This window comes from Denitratimonas organivorans (assembly GCF_037478135.1).
In the GTDB taxonomy this organism is placed as follows: Bacteria; Pseudomonadota; Gammaproteobacteria; order Xanthomonadales; family Xanthomonadaceae; genus Denitratimonas.
Map to the genome: position 1 here is coordinate 289,695 of NZ_JBBHDV010000001.1, position 15,936 is coordinate 305,630.

Here is a 15,936-nt window from a genome sequence, read left to right on the forward strand (position 1 = left end):
CCCCCGCACACGCGGGGATCGACCCGATCCGAAGCGCGGTGTGCTGCGGGTGTTCCCGTCTCCCCCGCACACGCGGGGATCGACCCGACTGCGCCGGCTGGCAATCAGCCGCTGTGCCGTCTCCCCCGCACACGCGGGGATCGACCCTACCGGCTTCAGTCCAACAAGACGCAGTACATGTCTCCCCCGCACACGCGGGGATCGACCCTCGGACCAGATCACGGCGCGCTTGATCTTCGCGTCTCCCCCGCACACGCGGGGATCGACCCTCGTGGAGATCGTCGAGCCCGTGCCGCACAAGGTCTCCCCCGCACACGCGGGGATCGACCTCCCGGAGAGACTATGAAAATCACCGAATACCGGTCTCCCCCGCACACGCGGGGATCGACCCTTCTGGATTTGGGGCGACGGCCGGTCAGCCACGTCTCCCCCGCACACGCGGGGATCGACCTCACAGCCACCAGCCCGCCAGAAAAGGCGGGAGGTCTCCCCCGCACACGCGGGGATCGACCTTCGGCATTGAGGATGCCCAGCTGCATGCCTAGGTCTCCCCCGCACACGCGGGGATCGACCCCAGCAGCGCGAGGGCGAGGATGGCGGCGGTCTGTCTCCCCCGCACACGCGGGGATCGATCAACGTGGAACGGCGGTCCGGCGCTGATCCGACTGTCTCCCCCGCACACGCGGGGATCGACCCTTGTAGGTATCGGCGCGGCCGACTTCTCGTGCGTCTCCCCCGCACACGCGGGGATCGACCCAACCCCGACCGGCCCGTGACAGCCACGCTCACGTCTCCCCCGCACACGCGGGGATCGACCCGAAGCCTTTCTGCTCAAGCTCGATGCCGGCATGTCTCCCCCGCACACGCGGGGATCGACCCTGGATCAGGACGCCAAGGCAGAGCGCGCAGCAGTCTCCCCCGCACACGCGGGGATCGACCCGTGATGTCGATTCTTCGCGCGCCGATCCCGCGGTTTCCCCCGCACGCGCGGGGATCGACCTTGCCGCTGCACTCGCCGCATTCCACGTGTCAGGTCTCCCCCGCACACGCGGGGATCGACCCCGCCGCCGCACTGGCCGCATCCCACGTATCCGGTCTCCCCCGCACATGCGGGGATCGGCTCAGTGCCGAGACTGCCATTTTCCCCAGCGGCCGATGCCCACTGTTACTCGCGCAGCTTGATATCCGCCGCTTTCAGGTTGGTATACCGCTTCAACGTCGCCCAGCTTCGGTGTCCGGTGAAGTGTGCCACTTCGTGGATCTGGTATCCGGCCTCGAACAGGCGGCAGGTGGCTTCGTGGCGAAGGTCGTGGAAGCGCAGATCCTTGATGCCCAGCATGTGGCAGGCACGGGTGAAGGCGGCGCTGACGGACTTGGAGGTGTAAGGGAAGATCAGCGGCCCCGTTCTCGGCTGCCTGTTGATGATCGCCAAGGCCTCTTGGGTGAGCTTGACGGCGACATCATTGCCAATGGTGTGTTCGGGATCTTTCATGTCCCGAATCACGATGGTCATGGCGTCTCGGTCGATGTCGTCCCAGCGCAGTCGGCAGATTTCGTCCATGCGCCGGGCGGATACGATGGCGAACGCCATGATCTCGTGCATCGGGATCTGGCGACGGCCGTCGCCACGACCGAACCATGCGGCCAGTTTCTGGATTTCAGCCTCCGTCGGGCGCCGGCTTCGGCTGCGGGATTTGGCGGTGAGCTTGAGGTGGCGGCAGGCGTGGCTGGCGTCCTCCACGGCTTGCAAGTTGACCGGCAGGCCCCAGGCGGCCCGGGCCGTCTTGAGCACGGTTCGGATCCAGATGAGGTCGTTGTTGCAGGTCGATGGCCCGGTGCCCGAGAGACGGCGCTGGCGCACGTGTTCCACCAGTTGATCGGTAGTCAGGGTGGAAGCGTCCCATTCGCCGACGAGTCTTTGCAGTAGGCGCAGGTGGTGCTCCTTGGTGCGACCCCAGCGCTGGATGTTGCTGAACTCCTTGACGTAGCGGTCGATGAGGGAAGTGATGCTGATGCCGTCTGCCAGGGGTAGTGCCGCGACCGCTTTTTCACCGGTGCCGTGGCGTTTGAGCGTTCCTTCACGCTCTCGTGCCCATTGAACAGCGAGCGACTTGGCACGGAAACTGCGTGTCTCCTGATGGAGAACGGCGTTGCCTCGCATGATGCGAATGGTTGCCCGGTAGCTCCTGGAACCGTCCTTGAGGCGGCGTGCGATGATGGTTGCCATGACTCACTGCTCCCTAAGTCACTGCTCCAGAGAAAACGGAGCAGTACGGGAGCAGTATGTATCGAAGTGGTTCTGCAAGTCATTGAATCGTAAAGACAGTGGAGCAGTGGAAAAATGCCGGAGATTGGCGCAACCAGTCCCAAAAAGGTCGAAACATCAGCGTCTTATGGGGCATGGCGTGTGAGTGTGGCTCCGATGATGGATTGGACCGATCGTCACTGCCGCGCCTTTCATCGCGTGCTGGCGCCCGGTGCGCGGCTGTATACCGAAATGGTGCATGCGCACGCGGTGATGCTGGGTGATCGCCAGCGCTTGCTGGGTTTCGATGCCAGCGAGCATCCGGTGGCATTGCAGTTGGGTGGCAGCGAGCCGGAACTGCTGGCGCAGGCGGCGCGGGTTGGGGCGGAGTGGGGCTATGACGAGATCAATCTGAATGTCGGTTGCCCGTCGGATCGGGTGCAGGCCGGGCGTTTCGGTGCCTGCCTGATGCGCGAGCCGGCGCTGGTGGCTGAATGCGTGGCCGCGATGCGGGCGGTGGTCGACGTGCCGGTGACGGTCAAATGTCGCCTCGGCGTGGATGAGCAGGAGGAATACGACACCCTGCGCGATTTCATCGACACCGTGGCGGCAGCCGGCTGCGACACCTTCATCGTGCATGCGCGCAAGGCCTGGCTCAAAGGACTGAGCCCGAAGGAAAACCGCGAGGTGCCGCCGCTTCGTCATGAGCTGGTGCATCGGCTCAAACGCGAGCGGCCGCAGCTTCGCATTCTGATCAATGGTGGCATCGCGCAGGTGGGTGCCGCGCTGGAACAGTTGCAACACGTGGATGGCGTGATGCTGGGGCGTGCGGCGTATCACGATCCTTATGTATTGCATCGGCTGGATGCGGCGCTGGCCGGCACGCCGCTGCGTTCGCGCGAGGAATTGCTGCTGGCCTATCTGCCGTATGTGCGGGCGCAATGCGCGCAGGGCGTGGCGGTCAAGCACATCGGCCGGCATGTGCTGGGCCTGTTCCACGGACAGCCGGGCGGGCGCCTGTTTCGCCAGGTGCTGAGCCAAGGCGGCGCCACAGCGGGGACCGACGCCGGCCTGATCGAACGTGCGCTGGATGCGGTGCGTCAGGTGGCGCAGGCGGCATGAAAACTAGGGTTTCCTCAGCCGGCACGGTGCCGTTGGAGCCGGTGGAGTTCCCCGTCTGCGCACGTGCCGCGTTTCTGGTGACGCCGGAAGGCTTCGCGCTGGCCGAACAGTCGGCCACGGACAATACCTATATGGATGTCACCCGCAGCGTCGATGCGGAGCGCGCGCTGGCCCAGCACCGCGCGCTGCACCGCGCATTGGCGCAGCATCTTCCGACGATCTGCTTTGCCGGCGATCCGGCCACGCCGGACGCGGTGTTCCCGAACAATGTGTTCGCCACGGCGCAGGGGCGGCTGATCCTCGGGCATATGCGCCATCCGGTGCGCCAGGCCGAAGCGCAGCGGCGCGACATCCGGGGCTTCTTCACCGGTGTGCTGGGCTATGCCGAAATCGACCTGCGTGATCAGCCGGGCATCTGCGAGTTGACCGGCTCTATGGTCATCGACCGGGGGCGCGGCATCGGGTACTGCGGCCTGTCCGAACGCTGCGATCCGGCGGGCGCGGCGGCGATGGCGGAGGCGTTCGGGCTGAGACGGCTGGTCACGTTCGAGCTGGCGCCGGGCGAATACCACGCCAATGTGGTGATGAGCGTGCTGGCCTCGCGCGCGCTGGTGCTGTGCCCGCAGGGGTTTTCCGACCCGGCCCAGGGCGAAGCGATTGCGGCGGCCTACGGCGAGGCTGCGATCCTGCTGGATGCGCAGGAAAAGAATGCGTTTGCCGGCAACTGCATCGCACTGACGGCCGATACGGTGTTCATCAGTGAGCAGGGTGCCGATTCCTTGCGTCCGGCCACACGTGGCGCGCTGCAGAAGAACGGCTTCGCACTGCACGCGGTGGCGCTGGACGAGATCGAAAAGGCCGGTGGCTCCTTGCGTTGCTGCGTGGCGGAGATCTTCTGAGATCTGCGGCGGATGCCGTCACCCATGCGCAATGTTGCAGCGCAATATATGTCGGGCACGCAAGTATCCACTATCGTGTGCGTAAGGATTGCGTTAAAAAGTTCAGACCGGATTCACCGCGTCCGAACCAGACTCGGCCCCACGGTTTCCGGCCCGGTTTTCCGGCGTCGGCAGCGGACGCGGCTTGCGGCGTTGTGTTTCCATTGGTGAAGATCACGTTCCATGGCTTGTCATTCCTCACTCATCATTGCGCTTGCATCGGTCGGGCTTGTGCTCGGCGCCGACGCGTTCGCCAAGGACAGGAACAGCCTGCCCGAGTCGGTCAACCGGGTGGAACGCGAGACCGGTGGCCGCGTCCTCTCCGCCGAACGGCGCCATCAGGGCGGCCGCGAGGTCAACCGCATCAAGGTCTACACCCCGGAAGGCCGGGTCCGCGTGATGTGGGACGAGCCCCGCCGCGATGCGCCCAACAACCAGGGTGCGAGCCAGCAGCGCCGCGAAGCTGCAGCGGATGCTCGCCGGCCTGTCCCGTCGCGGCAACGCCAGGGCGATGACCGTCGCTGAACCACCGTTCATGACATTGGCCCCGCCTCCGCCGTGAGCGATGTTCATGTTGGCGGGCGGCGGGTACACTCTTTCCTGAACGACGCCGCTGTCATGGCACCCCGCAAGCACTGAGAGGAGACCCGTATGCGCATTCTTCTGGTGGAAGATGAAGCCCCCCTGCGCGAAACCCTGGCCGCCCGGCTCAAGCGCGAAGGTTATGCGGTGGATGCCGCCAGCGATGGCGAGGAAGGCATCTATCTGGGCCGTGAAGTGCCCTTCGACGTCGGCATCATCGATCTGGGTTTGCCGAAGATGTCCGGCATGGATCTGGTGCGTCTGCTGCGCACCGAGGGCAAGAAGTTCCCGATCCTGATCCTGACCGCGCGCTCCAGTTGGCAGGACAAGGTCGAAGGCCTGAAGGCCGGTGCCGACGACTATCTGGTCAAACCCTTCCACGTCGAAGAACTGCTCGCGCGCCTCAACGCGCTGCTGCGTCGTGCCGCCGGCTGGAGCCAGCCGCAGTTGCAATGCGGCCCGATCATGCTGGATCTGGCGGCGCAGACGGTCAGCGTCGAAGAAGTCGGCGTGGACCTGACCAGCTACGAGTACAAGGTGCTCGAATACCTGATGCTGCATGCCGGCGAGCTGGTATCCAAGGCCGACCTGACCGAGCACATCTACCAGCAGGATTTCGATCGTGATTCCAACGTGCTGGAAGTGTTCATCGGCCGCCTGCGCAAGAAGCTGGATCCGGAAGGCACGCTCAAGCCGATCGAAACCGTGCGCGGGCGCGGTTACCGTTTTGCCATCCCGCGCAACGAATAAGCCCCGGCGCAGGGGCCCATGAGCGGACGGGCATTCTCGCTTCAGGTACGCCAGCTGCTGGCGGCCAGCGTTGGCGTGGTCGCGTTTCTCGGCCTGACCGGTTATGCACTGGATCAGGCCTTCGTCGAAGCGGCCGGCAGCACGCTGCGCCAGCGTCTGCAGAACTACGCCTGGGCCTATATGCGCGGCACCGAGTTGCTGCGCAACGGCGACATCATCCCGCCCGATATTCCGCCCGATGCACGCCTGTCCAGCGTCGGCAGCGGCCTGTACGCCGCGATCCTGGCCGATGACTTCCGCTGGGAATCGGATTCGGCACTGGGCCGCGATCTGCCGTTGCACGAGGCGCTCAAGCCTGGCGAAGAGCGCTACGAAGGGCCGATCGACACGCCGTCCGGCCCGATTTACCGCCAAAGCATGGGCATGGCCTGGGAGATCAGCGACATCAAGGCGGTCAACGTCACCGTGCACGTGGCCGAGAACACCGTGATGATGGACCGTCAGGTCAACGCCTTCCGCCGTGCGTTGTGGGTGTATCTGGGTGCCGCCGGGGTGCTGTTGCTGGTGGTGCAGACGCTGGCACTGCGCTGGAGCCTGGCGCCGTTGCGGCGCGTGGTGACGGACATGGAGCGAGTCACGTCCGGCCGGCAGGAGCGGCTGGAAGGACACTATCCGCAGGAACTGACACTGCTGACCGACAGCCTCAACGAGATGATCGATGTCGGGCGCGAGCAGATCGCACGCAATCGCAACATTCTTGCCGACCTTGCGCACAGCCTGAAGACGCCGCTGGCGGTGGTGCGCAGCGAGCTGGACTCGGACCATTCCCAGGACGAGGTGCGCAAGACGCTGGGCGAGCAGGTCACGCGGATGAACCAGATCGTCGCCTACCAGCTCTCTCGCGCGGCTACGTCCGGCCACCAGACCTTCGCCGCGCCGCTGCCGATCCAGCCCTGTGCCGAAGAGATCGTGCTGAGCCTGGAAAAGGTCTACGCCGACAAGAACGTGCTGTGCGAGTTCGATATCGACCCGGCCGCCTGTTTCTACGGTGAGCAGGGCGATCTGATGGAGCTGCTCGGCAATCTGCTGGAAAACGCCTTCAAATGGGCACGTCACCGGGTGCTGCTGACGGTACGTGCAATGACGATTGCACCGCAGCGCCGCGCTGCGATCCTGATCACGGTGGAAGACGATGGCCCCGGCATCGCGCCGGCGGATGTCGAACGCCTGTTGCAGCGCGGTGTGCGCGGCGACGAGCGCGTGCATGGCCACGGCATCGGCCTTGCCATCGTGCAGGATCTGGTCAAGGCCTATCGCGGCGAACTGGCGGTGGAGCGTTCAACCGAACTGGGTGGAGCCAGTTTCGTGGTGCGTTTCGCGCCGACGATCTAGGGAAGCTCTGATCAAGCCTTTCAACGTCATCCCGGCGAAAGCCGGGATCCAGCTTTTTCAATAATTTACCGAAGATCTGGATGACCAGCCATTCGGCTGTTGAAATCCCGGCTTTCGCCGGAATGACGGCTTGTTCAGGTGTTCCCTGGCTCAGCAGGACGCGCTCAGGCCGCCAGCAGGGCGGGGTGGTAGAAGCGCGCCAGATGCGCGGCCACTGCCGGCAGATGTTCGGCCAGCAGCTCCGGATCGGTGAAGTGGTATTCGGACACGACCGCGAAGAATTCGTCCGGCGCCTCGCAGGCGTAGGGATCGATCGGTGGCTCTTCGCCGGCTTCCAGCTGAGCGCACAGACGGTCATAGGCGCTCTGGAAGTCCGCAGCCCATTGCGCATGCCAGCCGGCATCGTGCAGCGGCGGCACGCCGTCGAGGCTGCCATCGAGCAGGTCGAGCTTGTGTGCGATCTCGTGCACCACGACCTGGTAGCCGCTCAGCGGCTGCTCGGCGGCCTGGATCGTGTCGGCCAGCGACAGGATCACCGGGCCCTGCTCCCAGCATTCGCCGGAAAGCGTGTCATCCCATTCGTGCACCACGCCGCTGTCTTCGTCCACGTGATGGCGGCGCACGCCGAATTCGCCGGGATACACGATCACCTCGTGCCAGCCGCGCAGCCAGCGGTAACCCAGATCCAGCACCGGTTCACAGCACAGCATCGCGATCAGCACACGGTCGGCATCGGACAGTTCGCAATCGCCGGCGGCGCTGATTGCCTTGTCGGCGAGGAAGCGGGAGGTCAGTTCGCGCCAGCGCGCGTTGCGTTCGGCGGGCAGGTCTTCGAGCCCGGGCATGCGCGCCAGTTGCGCCTGCCAGAGTGCGTCATCGATCAGTTGCGGGGTGGGGCGGGTGCCGAGCAGGCGCGAAAGCCAGTTCATGATGGCGTCACTGGCGGCGGCCGGATGCGGTGGAGTGAGGTCCGCACCCGGCGCGCCAGTGCCGGCAACGCATTGGAGTACGGAAGCCGGTGCAGGTTCCGGCTGGATGAAGTGCCGCTGGGCGATGGTTCATGTGTATGCCGACGATCCGCAGCGCAGGCGCCGGCAACGCCCGCTGGCACGCCACTATTTCATCATGCCCGGCAGGAACGAGTGCCAGCGCAGGCCGGGGCGCGTCGTGGACGGGCTCGGTGCGGTCTGCGGCGTGACTGGTTTGCCGGGCATGGTCGAGGCCGGCTCGGGTTTGATCAACTCGTCCTCGGCTGCGGTGACCGGATTGGCGGGCGGGCAGCCGGCGCCGGAATCACCGCTGGCGCTGCGGACGTTGTCCATCGATGCCTGTGCACTGAAGCCCAGGACCAGGAGAAAACTCGAAAGCAGCAGGCGAAGGGTCATGATCGCATCCATCTGGCGTGGCCGGGTGATGCCGGGTTGGAGGCACCGTGCGGCACGGGCAATCGTGGGTTTCCGGTGTGATTCCGGAAGCGGTTTCCCGATTCTAGCGTGTTTTCGGTGGCGTGTTCCGTGACCTGGTCGCGCCGGTTTCGCGCGGTCGGGGCGGTTACCATGTGCGGCCTTGGGAGCGGAGGTTTCGTGGTCGAATCGGGTACAGCACTGGATGCCGCCGTGTTGGCGGCCGGCTTGGGCGCGACGCTGTTCGCGCGGACGCGTGTGCACGCCTGTCTGGATTCGACCCAGGCGGCGCTGATCCGCGATGCCGCACGCTTGCCCGATCGCAGCGTGGTGATCGCCGACCGGCAAAGTGCCGGGCGCGGGCGGCGTGGCCGCAGATGGTCCGCGCCGCCGGGTGCCACGCTGGCCCTTTCAATGCTGGCGCATGTGCCGGAAGGGCGGCGCTGGGCGCCGGGCGTGACGCTGGCGCTGGGTGTCGCGGCGGCGCTGGCCCTGCGTGCAGCAGGCTTGTCGACGGTGGGCCTGAAATGGCCGAATGATCTGCTGGTGGATGGGCGCAAACTCGGCGGCATCCTGGTCGAAAGCTGCGCCGGGCGCGGCATTGTCGCCGGCATCGGCATCAATATCGCGCTGCCGGACGAGGCGCGTCAGGCGATTGGTCAGGATTGCGTGGATCTGCGCGAGCTGGGCAGCACCCTGTCGCGCGAACAGCTGGCCATCGCGCTGGTACCCGGCTGGAACCATGCGCTGGATCTGTTTCTGCGCGATGGTATGGACGCCTTCCAGATGCAATGGCAGGCACTGGATGTGCTGGCTTCTCTGCCGGTGCGGGTGTTGGCCGGCGAGGGCACGGTGCTGGACGGCATCGCGCAGGGCATTGATGCGCAGGGGCAGTTACAGGTTGTAGTGGATGGAAAGTTGCGCAGGTTTTCCAGCGCCGAGGTTTCAGTGAGGCCGGCATGAAGCTGTTGATCGATCTGGGCAACACCCGGCTGAAATTCGCGCTGGCCGATGGCCGCCGGGTGCAACGGGTGCGGGCGTTTCCGCATGCCGAAGTGGATTTCGTTGAACAGCTTGCAGCCTGGGTCGAAGTCACCGCGATCCCGGACAGTCTGTGGCTGGCCAGCGTCGCGCGCCCTGAACTGACCGCGCTGGTGCTGGATGTATTCGAACGTGCCGGCCATACGGTGCAGCGCATCGTCACACGCGAGCAGGCGCTCGGTTTACGCGTGGCCTATGCCAGAGTGGAACGCTTGGGTGTGGACCGCTGGCTCGGTCTGTTGACGCTGCATGCCGAACAGCATGCGCCCTGCGTGGTCGCCAGTGTGGGTTCGGCGCTGACGATCGATGCGCTCGCACCGGGCGGGGACCACCGTGGCGGCCTGATCGCACCCACACCCGAGGCCATGCGTGATGCGTTGTACGCGCGTGCGCCGCAGCTGGAGCGCAGTCACGGCGAAGTCAGCTGGTTCGCGCGCAGCACCGAGGATTGCATTGAAAGCGGCAGCGTGCTGGGCGGCATCGCGCTGATCGAACGCAGCCGCCAGATGCTGGCTGACGAGCTTGGCCAGCCGGTGCGGCTGGTGGTGTCCGGTGGTGGCGCCGACGCATTGCGCCCGTGGCTGGCACCGCACGAATTCCGCCCGGATCTGGTGCTGGAAGGCATGGCCTGCTGGGCCGATGCCGTCGAAGGTGGGCTGGTCTGAGTGGTGAAGTGGGCTGGCGTCGTGCTGCAATGCCGCCTCTTTCACATCGAACCGGAGAGGGCCGGGCCTGAATATCCGGCACTGCCGGCACTGGCCATACACAACGAAATCCGGTGCAGGCACTAGAATGTCTGGCGTCATCCCGCGTCCCGTGCCACTCCGGAAAATCCCCCGCTGATGCTTGCCCGTGCCCTCATTGCCGTGCTGTTGACGATGAATGCCAGCGTGGCGTTGTGGCTGTGGCTGCGTCCGGCTGCGGCAGTGGATGCCGGCCCGCTGGTATCGGAACAGGCGTCGGATATCCCAACGCTGGTACTGCTCAGCGAAGAGGAGCCGAAAGAAGAACGGGCTGCGGATGCGATCCAGCCCGAGCCGGATGGTCCGCCCGAGCCCACACCGGGGCTGGATCGGCTCTGGTGTCTGGAAGTTGGCCCGTTCCTGACCCAGGCCGACCTGCGCCGCGCGATGACCAGTTTCACGCCCAGTGCCGAGCGCCTGCAGTTCCGCGAAACCCGCGCGCTGGCCAGCCGTGGCTACTGGGTCTATCTGCCGGCACAGGGTTCACGCGATGTCGCGCTGGCGACTGCACGCGAACTGTCCGGCAAGGGCCTGCGCGATTACTACGTGGTCACTGCCGGTGAGCGCGAGAACACCATTTCGCTGGGCCTGTTCCGTGAAGTGAAGAATGCCGAGCAGCGCCACGCACAGGTACGCGCACTCGGTTTCGATGCGCAGTTGCAGCCGCGTACCGACGAGATCCCGCATTACTGGATTGATCTGGTGGTCGAAGCCGGCTTCGACTGGCAATCGCGCGTATCCAGCTATCCGGGCGTCTCGGCCAACTCGGTGGGCTGCCGATAAGGCACAGGATTCGGGTAGAATTGCCGGCCTTGCACCGGCGCCGCGTGCCGGTCGCGTCAATGCCGCTTTAGCTCAGTTGGTAGAGCAACCGCCTTGTAAGCGGTAGGTCGTCCGTTCGAGTCGGACAAGCGGCACCATTTTCCGGGATTGATGTGTTTGGCAGTGTGCCGCAACACAGGTGGCGCGCTCCCGGCAGCGGGAGCGCGCGTGCGGATCAGCCTTCCTTCGGCGGAATGCGCAGCACCTGGCCCGGATAGATCTTGTCCGGGTGCGAGAGCAGCGGGCGGTTGGCCTCGAAGATGCGGTTGTAGAGGTTGGCGTTGCCGTAGAACTCGCGCGAGATCGCCGACAGGGTGTCGCCCTTCTTGACCGTGTAGAACTGCGCTTCCGGCTCGGCTGGTGCGGCTTCTTCGCTGCCTTCGGCGGCGGGCGGGGTGGTCACGGTGATCGATTCATCGACCTCTTCCACGCCTTCGACGTTGCCCAGTGCCAGCAGGATCTTTTCCTTTTCCTCCTGCGTGGCGACTTCGCCGCTGACGCGCACGGTGCTGCCGTCCTGTTCGACCTTGACGCTGTCGTTGCCGAGGTTGAACTTGCGGATGTGCTCGGCCAGCGTGTCGGCGGCCTTCTGGGCCGGGTTGCGGCCGAACAGCTTTTCACCGGCGCTCTTGACGAAACTGAAGATGCCCATGGTGGTGTCTCCTTTGGGGTGGTGGGGAAGGGATCAGTTGCGCTTGCCGAACAGCGAGCCCAGCGACTGCGCCGACTTGAGCATGTCGCCCAGATCGACTTTGCCGTCGCCATCGCGGTCCAGCACCGAATTCATCAGGCCGCCCAGGGCCGAAGGCGGGGCCTGCGCCACGCGCTGGCTTTCGCCGTCGAGCAGGCCGCCGAGCGAATTGGCGTTGACCTGGCCACTTTGTGCCATGCGGCCGAGTGCGGCCATCACCATTGGCGCCAGTATGGCCAGCAATTTGGCCGAATTGGCGCCATCAAGGCCGGGCACGCTCGGCACCGCCGGGTTGGCGCTGCGCTGCACGCCGGAGCCGCCGCCGAAGATGTGGCCGAGGATGGCCATGCCGCCGCCCAGACCGGCGCCATTGCCGGAGGCGGATCCGCCGCCGCCCAGTGCACCCATGAGGCCGCCAAGCAGGCCGCTGATATCGACGCCGGCGTGGTCGCGTTGCGCGGCACCCAGCAGCGCGGCGGCGCCTTCGGGCTGGGAGGCGTTGTTGGCCATCTGGCCCAGCAGGATCGGCAGTGCCGCCTGGATGGCGTTGCCGGTGTTCTGCGGGCTCAGGCCCAGTTGTTGCGAAATCGATTGCACCGAGCGTGCATCCAGCGAGGAGAGCAAGGTTTCTGCGATACCTGACATGTTTCCGGGGTCCTTGATGAACGCGGGCCGGGCTGGCCTGCATTCTGGACAGTACCACCATGCTACGGCGTATGTCGCTGATACCAACGTCATCTTCATCGTTGGCGAGTACTGGCATAGTCTGGCGTCGGATTTTCGATGTGGATGGTGTCCCGTGTCGCGCCTGGATGAGCTTTATCGCCAGTACCACCGTTCGCTGGGTGACAAGCGGGACGCGTTGCGTGGCGCATGGGATGCGTTGTGCGACGAAGACGCAGGAACAGCACAGGCCGAGGATTTCCACCAGCAGCTGCATCGTCTGGCCGGCTCGGCCGGCACCTATGGCTATCCGGAGATCGCGCGCCAGGCCTTGGCGCTGGAACAGGGCTGGACGGCGTGGTTGCGGCAATCGGCTCACCAGCGTGCGCCGGCCTATCAGGTCTGTGCCGGGCAGGCGGCGGGCATGGTGAAGCTGCTGGCGACGATGCAGGCGGAGATCGAGGGTGGGCCTGACTAGAGCCCGCGTCCAGTCGCACGCAAGTCTCGTAACGTCATTCCGGCGAAAGCCGGGATTTCAACAGCCGAATGGCTGGTCATCCAGTTCTTCGGTAGGTTATTGAAAAAGCTGGATCCCGGCCTTCGCCGGGATGACGGCTTGTTCAGGCGTTTCCTAGGGCGTTGACGTCGTGGGCAGGTGACTGCCAGTTCCGACCACGACCCATCGGCAAGCGCTGCGGCATTGCCCGGTGCTTGTCATGTACCTGTACGACAAAAGAAAACGGGCCGCATCAGCGACCCGTTTTCGTTGGTGCAGACAGCAGGGCGTATCACTTCGCCTTGACGCTGCCCTTGAGCCCGGCTTCCTCGCGCAGCGCCTGGGCGCGATCGGTCTTTTCCCACGAGAAGGCGGTGGCGGTGCGGGACTTCTTGATCAGCTCGCCGTTCACGCTCTCCTCCCAGCGGTAGGTGTGCTCGAACGGCTTGCGGCCGAAATGGCCATAAGCGGCGGTCGACTGGTAGACCGGATGCACCAGGTCCAGCATCTGCAGGATGCCATACGGGCGCAGGTCGAAATGGCGGCGGATCAGCTTTTCGATCTTGGCATCGTCGATCTTGCCGGTGCCGAAGGTGGTCACCGAAATCGAGGTCGGCTCGGCCACGCCAATGGCGTAGGAAACCTGGATTTCGCACTTGTCGGCCAGGCCGGCGGCGACGATGTTCTTGGCCACGTAGCGGGCGGCGTAGGCGGCGGAACGGTCGACCTTGGACGGATCCTTGCCCGAGAATGCACCGCCACCATGACGGGCCATGCCGCCGTAGGTGTCGACGATGATCTTGCGGCCGGTCAGGCCGCAGTCGCCCACCGGGCCGCCGATCACGAAGATGCCGGTCGGGTTGATGTGGATCTTGTTCTTGCCCAGGCTCTTGAGCCATTCCGGCGGCAGCACCGGCTTCAGGATGTGTTCGTAGACGCCTTCGACGATGTCCTTGTGCTTGATGCCCGGGTCGTGCTGGGTCGACAGCACCACGGCATCCAGGCCGGCCACGTCGTTGCCGTCATAGCGCAGCGTGACCTGGCTCTTGGCGTCCGGGCGCAGCCACGGCAGCGGCGAGTTCTTCTTCTTGCGAATCTTGGCGTGCTGTTCCACCAGACGGTGGCTGTAGTAGATCGGCGCCGGCATGAACTCGGGCGCTTCGTTGCAGGCGTAGCCGAACATCAGGCCCTGGTCGCCGGCACCCTGTTCCTCGGGCTTCTTCTTCTTCTTCGCGGTACCGTCGACGCCGGCGGCGATATCGGGCGACTGTTTGCCGATCAGGTTCAGCACGCCACAGGTGTGGCCGTCGAAACCGACATCGGAATTGGTGTAGCCGATTTCGTTGATGACCTTGCGGGTGATGGCTTCGATATCGACCCAGGCGCTGGTGGTGACCTCGCCGGCGACGATCGCCACGCCGGTCTTGACCATCGTTTCACAGGCCACGCGCGCGGCCGGATCCTGCGCCAGGATTGCATCCAGAACGGCGTCGGAGATCTGGTCGGCGATCTTGTCCGGATGGCCTTCAGAGACCGATTCGGACGTGAAGAGGTGGCTGCTCATGGGGCGATATCCTTTGATTCGGATGAAGGGATCAAAAAGTGGGCGCGCATGATAACGCCCTGCGGCCACGCCTGCATCAATCGCAGTTGAACAGGCGTGGCGTGACCTGGTTCAGGCGCTCGTGTGGTATGGGCGGCTCAGTTCGTGCACGGCGTCCACCAGCACCTTCAGGTGGTCGGGCTGTACGTCCGGGGTGATGCCGTGGCCGAGATTGAAGATGTGGCCGGAGCCGTGGCCGTAGCTTTGCAGCACCTTGCCGACTTCGCTGCGGATGGTGTCGGGCGCGGCGAACAGCGTGGCCGGATCGAGGTTGCCCTGCAGCGCGACCTTGTCGCCGGTGCGGCGGCGGGCTTCTTCCAGTGTGGTCATCCAGTCCACGCCGACGCCTTCGGTGCCGGTGGCGGCCAGTTCTTCCAGATGCGCGGCATTGCCCTTGCCGAACAGGATCATCGGGGTGCGTTCGGCGCCTTCGCCGCGCGGCAGTTCGGCCGCGATGCGCTGCAGGTAGCGCAGCGAGAATTCGCGGTAGGCGGCCGGCGACAGCACGCCGCCCCAGGTGTCGAAGATCTGCAAGGCCTGCGCGCCGGCTTCACGCTGCGCGGTCAGATAGGCGATCACCGCATCGGTGACCACCTCCAGCAGGCGGTGCAGGGCGGCGGGCTGGTTGAACATCATCGTCTTGATGCGGGCGAAATTGCTGCTGCTGCCGCCTTCGACCATGTAGCAGGCCAGCGTCCACGGGCTGCCGGAGAAGCCGATCAGCGGCACCCGGCCGTCCAGTTCGCGCCGGATCAGTGAGACCGCATCGGTGACGTAGCGCAGTTCGGTGCCGATGTCGGGGACGGCCAGCTTCGCAATGTCGGCTTCGGTGCGGATCGGGCGTTCAAACTTCGGGCCTTCGCCTTCGACAAACGACAGGCCCAGGCCCATCGCGTCGGGGATGGTGAGGATGTCGGAAAACAGGATCGCGGCATCCAGCTCGAAACGTTCCAGCGGTTGCAGCGTGACTTCGCAGGCCAGCTCGGGGTTGGTTGCAAGGCCCATGAAGCTGCCGGCGCGGGCGCGGGTGGCGCGGTATTCGGGCAGGTAACGCCCGGCCTGGCGCATGATCCAGACGGGGGTGCAGTCGACAGGCTCGCGCCGCAGCGCGCGCAGGAAACGATCATTCTTCATGCTCGGGTTCCGTGGTTGGAGCGGGACTCAGGCGTCCCCGGTGGCCTCGTCCGGAATGGCGAAGCCGCGTTTGAGGTGCAGGGTGCGGGCGTTTTCGAAGGCCTCCATGGCCTGCGCCCGGTCGCTGAACAATTCGCGCCGCAACTGGCTCTTGCCGCCGAGCTGGCCAGTTTCCCGGATCAGTTCCCAGCTGCCCAGCAGGTCCTGTTCCAGCAGCAGGCGGACGAAACGGGGGGCGGGCTGGCCGGCGGCGGATTGCTGCATGTAGAGGCGCATCCGCCCATTCTAGCGCCGCATCCGGGTCGGTGCCG

The 15,936-nt window shown here is 65.3% G+C and carries 17 protein-coding genes, 1 tRNA gene and 1 CRISPR repeat array (1 of these 19 cut by a window edge); of the genes, 10 read left to right on the top strand and 8 right to left on the bottom strand.

All coding sequences use genetic code 11. The features are described 5' to 3' along the window. Positions 1-1,122: direct repeats of the CRISPR family, unit length 28 nt; unit sequence GTCTCCCCCGCACACGCGGGGATCGACC (it extends 919 nt beyond the left edge of the window). Positions 1,123-1,165: 43 nt separating this feature from the next. After that, positions 1,166-2,227 (bottom strand): tyrosine-type recombinase/integrase, encoded by a 1,062-nt coding sequence (locus WDB66_RS01235; RefSeq protein ID WP_339396605.1) that lies wholly within the window; start codon positions 2,225-2,227, stop codon positions 1,166-1,168. A gap of 114 nt (positions 2,228-2,341) precedes the next feature. Between WDB66_RS01235 and dusA the strand changes: the two genes are divergently transcribed. The 5 genes from dusA to WDB66_RS01260 all read left to right on the top strand — a co-directional run bounded on the left by dusA (position 2,342) and on the right by WDB66_RS01260 (position 7,029). Continuing rightward, positions 2,342-3,367, top strand: a complete 1,026-nt coding sequence (dusA, locus tag WDB66_RS01240; RefSeq protein ID WP_339396606.1) for a tRNA dihydrouridine(20/20a) synthase DusA — start codon at positions 2,342-2,344, stop codon at positions 3,365-3,367. Then, positions 3,364-4,266, top strand: a complete 903-nt coding sequence (locus tag WDB66_RS01245) for an arginine deiminase-related protein (RefSeq protein WP_339396607.1) — start codon at positions 3,364-3,366, stop codon at positions 4,264-4,266. Before dusA ends, WDB66_RS01245 begins: the two co-directional genes overlap by 4 nt. A 222-nt stretch (positions 4,267-4,488) precedes the next feature. Then, the gene (locus tag WDB66_RS01250; RefSeq protein WP_339396608.1) at positions 4,489-4,830 is read left to right on the top strand and encodes a PepSY domain-containing protein; all 342 of its coding nucleotides are present in this window, start codon (positions 4,489-4,491) and stop codon (positions 4,828-4,830) included. Between the two features lie 126 nt (positions 4,831-4,956). Beyond that, on the top strand, positions 4,957-5,637 hold the full coding sequence (locus WDB66_RS01255; protein ID WP_339396609.1) for a response regulator transcription factor: 681 nt from the start codon (positions 4,957-4,959) through the stop codon (positions 5,635-5,637). An 18-nt stretch (positions 5,638-5,655) separates the two neighbouring features. Next, positions 5,656-7,029, top strand: a complete 1,374-nt coding sequence (locus WDB66_RS01260; protein WP_339396610.1) for an ATP-binding protein — start codon at positions 5,656-5,658, stop codon at positions 7,027-7,029. A 164-nt stretch (positions 7,030-7,193) separates the two neighbouring features. On the opposite strand, the gene WDB66_RS01265 is transcribed toward WDB66_RS01260, so the two are convergent. Both WDB66_RS01265 and WDB66_RS01270 read right to left on the bottom strand, forming a co-directional pair. Further along, positions 7,194-7,958 (bottom strand): M90 family metallopeptidase, encoded by a 765-nt coding sequence (locus WDB66_RS01265; RefSeq protein ID WP_339396611.1) that lies wholly within the window; start codon positions 7,956-7,958, stop codon positions 7,194-7,196. A gap of 186 nt (positions 7,959-8,144) precedes the next feature. After that, positions 8,145-8,414 (bottom strand): hypothetical protein, encoded by a 270-nt coding sequence (locus WDB66_RS01270; RefSeq protein ID WP_339396612.1) that lies wholly within the window; start codon positions 8,412-8,414, stop codon positions 8,145-8,147. 198 nt (positions 8,415-8,612) lie between these two features. Here WDB66_RS01270 and WDB66_RS01275 point away from each other — a divergent pair, with 198 nt between their 5' ends. The 4 genes from WDB66_RS01275 (at position 8,613) to WDB66_RS01290 (ending at position 11,136) form a co-directional block, all read left to right on the top strand. Continuing rightward, positions 8,613-9,395 carry a biotin--[acetyl-CoA-carboxylase] ligase gene (locus tag WDB66_RS01275; protein ID WP_339396613.1) on the top strand — a complete coding sequence of 261 codons (783 nt, stop codon included), beginning with the start codon at positions 8,613-8,615 and terminating at the stop codon, positions 9,393-9,395. Further along, a complete protein-coding gene (locus tag WDB66_RS01280) occupies positions 9,392-10,138 on the top strand; it encodes a type III pantothenate kinase (protein WP_339396614.1) in 747 nt (248 codons plus the stop codon). Before WDB66_RS01275 ends, WDB66_RS01280 begins: the two co-directional genes overlap by 4 nt. A 177-nt stretch (positions 10,139-10,315) precedes the next feature. After that, positions 10,316-10,999 carry an SPOR domain-containing protein gene (locus WDB66_RS01285; RefSeq protein WP_339396615.1) on the top strand — a complete coding sequence of 228 codons (684 nt, stop codon included), beginning with the start codon at positions 10,316-10,318 and terminating at the stop codon, positions 10,997-10,999. Positions 11,000-11,060: 61 nt separating this feature from the next. Further along, positions 11,061-11,136 (top strand) — tRNA-Thr (locus WDB66_RS01290). A 77-nt stretch (positions 11,137-11,213) separates the two neighbouring features. Here WDB66_RS01290 and lysM read toward each other — a convergent pair. Next, positions 11,214-11,690 carry a peptidoglycan-binding protein LysM gene (gene lysM, locus WDB66_RS01295; RefSeq protein WP_339396616.1) on the bottom strand — a complete coding sequence of 159 codons (477 nt, stop codon included), beginning with the start codon at positions 11,688-11,690 and terminating at the stop codon, positions 11,214-11,216. A 33-nt stretch (positions 11,691-11,723) separates the two neighbouring features. Further along, entirely contained in the window at positions 11,724-12,374 is a 651-nt protein-coding gene (locus WDB66_RS01300; protein WP_339396617.1) for a DUF937 domain-containing protein, read from the bottom strand. Between the two features lie 154 nt (positions 12,375-12,528). Here WDB66_RS01300 and WDB66_RS01305 point away from each other — a divergent pair, with 154 nt between their 5' ends. After that, entirely contained in the window at positions 12,529-12,870 is a 342-nt protein-coding gene (locus WDB66_RS01305) for an Hpt domain-containing protein (protein WP_339396618.1), read from the top strand. Positions 12,871-13,180: 310 nt separating this feature from the next. Here WDB66_RS01305 and metK read toward each other — a convergent pair whose 3' ends face one another. The 3 genes from metK to WDB66_RS01320 form a co-directional block, all read right to left on the bottom strand. Further along, positions 13,181-14,452: a methionine adenosyltransferase gene (metK, locus tag WDB66_RS01310; protein ID WP_339396619.1), complete on the bottom strand. Its 1,272-nt coding sequence runs from the start codon at positions 14,450-14,452 to the stop codon at positions 13,181-13,183. A 111-nt stretch (positions 14,453-14,563) separates the two neighbouring features. Next, positions 14,564-15,625, bottom strand: coding sequence for a uroporphyrinogen decarboxylase (hemE, locus tag WDB66_RS01315; RefSeq protein ID WP_339396620.1), 1,062 nt, complete (start codon positions 15,623-15,625; stop codon positions 14,564-14,566). Positions 15,626-15,652: 27 nt separating this feature from the next. Next, the gene (locus WDB66_RS01320; protein ID WP_487932215.1) at positions 15,653-15,889 is read right to left on the bottom strand and encodes a WGR domain-containing protein; all 237 of its coding nucleotides are present in this window, start codon (positions 15,887-15,889) and stop codon (positions 15,653-15,655) included. Positions 15,890-15,936 lie beyond the last annotated feature (47 nt).

Excerpts from the sequence above, each read along its gene's own strand:
- hemE (WP_339396620.1), bottom strand. The coding sequence starts at position 15,625 with ATGAAGAATGATCGTTTCCTGCGCGCGCTGCGGCGCGAGCCTGTCGAC.
- WDB66_RS01270 (WP_339396612.1), bottom strand. The coding sequence starts at position 8,414 with ATGACCCTTCGCCTGCTGCTTTCGAGTTTTCTCCTGGTCCTGGGCTTC.
- dusA (WP_339396606.1), top strand. The coding sequence starts at position 2,342 with ATGCCGGAGATTGGCGCAACCAGTCCCAAAAAGGTCGAAACATCAGCG.
- WDB66_RS01265 (WP_339396611.1), bottom strand. The coding sequence starts at position 7,958 with ATGAACTGGCTTTCGCGCCTGCTCGGCACCCGCCCCACCCCGCAACTG.
- WDB66_RS01250 (WP_339396608.1), top strand. The coding sequence starts at position 4,489 with ATGGCTTGTCATTCCTCACTCATCATTGCGCTTGCATCGGTCGGGCTT.
- WDB66_RS01320 (WP_487932215.1), bottom strand. The coding sequence starts at position 15,889 with ATGCAGCAATCCGCCGCCGGCCAGCCCGCCCCCCGTTTCGTCCGCCTG.
- WDB66_RS01260 (WP_339396610.1), top strand. The coding sequence starts at position 5,656 with ATGAGCGGACGGGCATTCTCGCTTCAGGTACGCCAGCTGCTGGCGGCC.
- WDB66_RS01255 (WP_339396609.1), top strand. The coding sequence starts at position 4,957 with ATGCGCATTCTTCTGGTGGAAGATGAAGCCCCCCTGCGCGAAACCCTG.
- WDB66_RS01285 (WP_339396615.1), top strand. The coding sequence starts at position 10,316 with ATGCTTGCCCGTGCCCTCATTGCCGTGCTGTTGACGATGAATGCCAGC.
- WDB66_RS01280 (WP_339396614.1), top strand. The coding sequence starts at position 9,392 with ATGAAGCTGTTGATCGATCTGGGCAACACCCGGCTGAAATTCGCGCTG.
- WDB66_RS01300 (WP_339396617.1), bottom strand. The coding sequence starts at position 12,374 with ATGTCAGGTATCGCAGAAACCTTGCTCTCCTCGCTGGATGCACGCTCG.
- metK (WP_339396619.1), bottom strand. The coding sequence starts at position 14,452 with ATGAGCAGCCACCTCTTCACGTCCGAATCGGTCTCTGAAGGCCATCCG.
- WDB66_RS01245 (WP_339396607.1), top strand. The coding sequence starts at position 3,364 with ATGAAAACTAGGGTTTCCTCAGCCGGCACGGTGCCGTTGGAGCCGGTG.
- lysM (WP_339396616.1), bottom strand. The coding sequence starts at position 11,690 with ATGGGCATCTTCAGTTTCGTCAAGAGCGCCGGTGAAAAGCTGTTCGGC.
- WDB66_RS01235 (WP_339396605.1), bottom strand. The coding sequence starts at position 2,227 with ATGGCAACCATCATCGCACGCCGCCTCAAGGACGGTTCCAGGAGCTAC.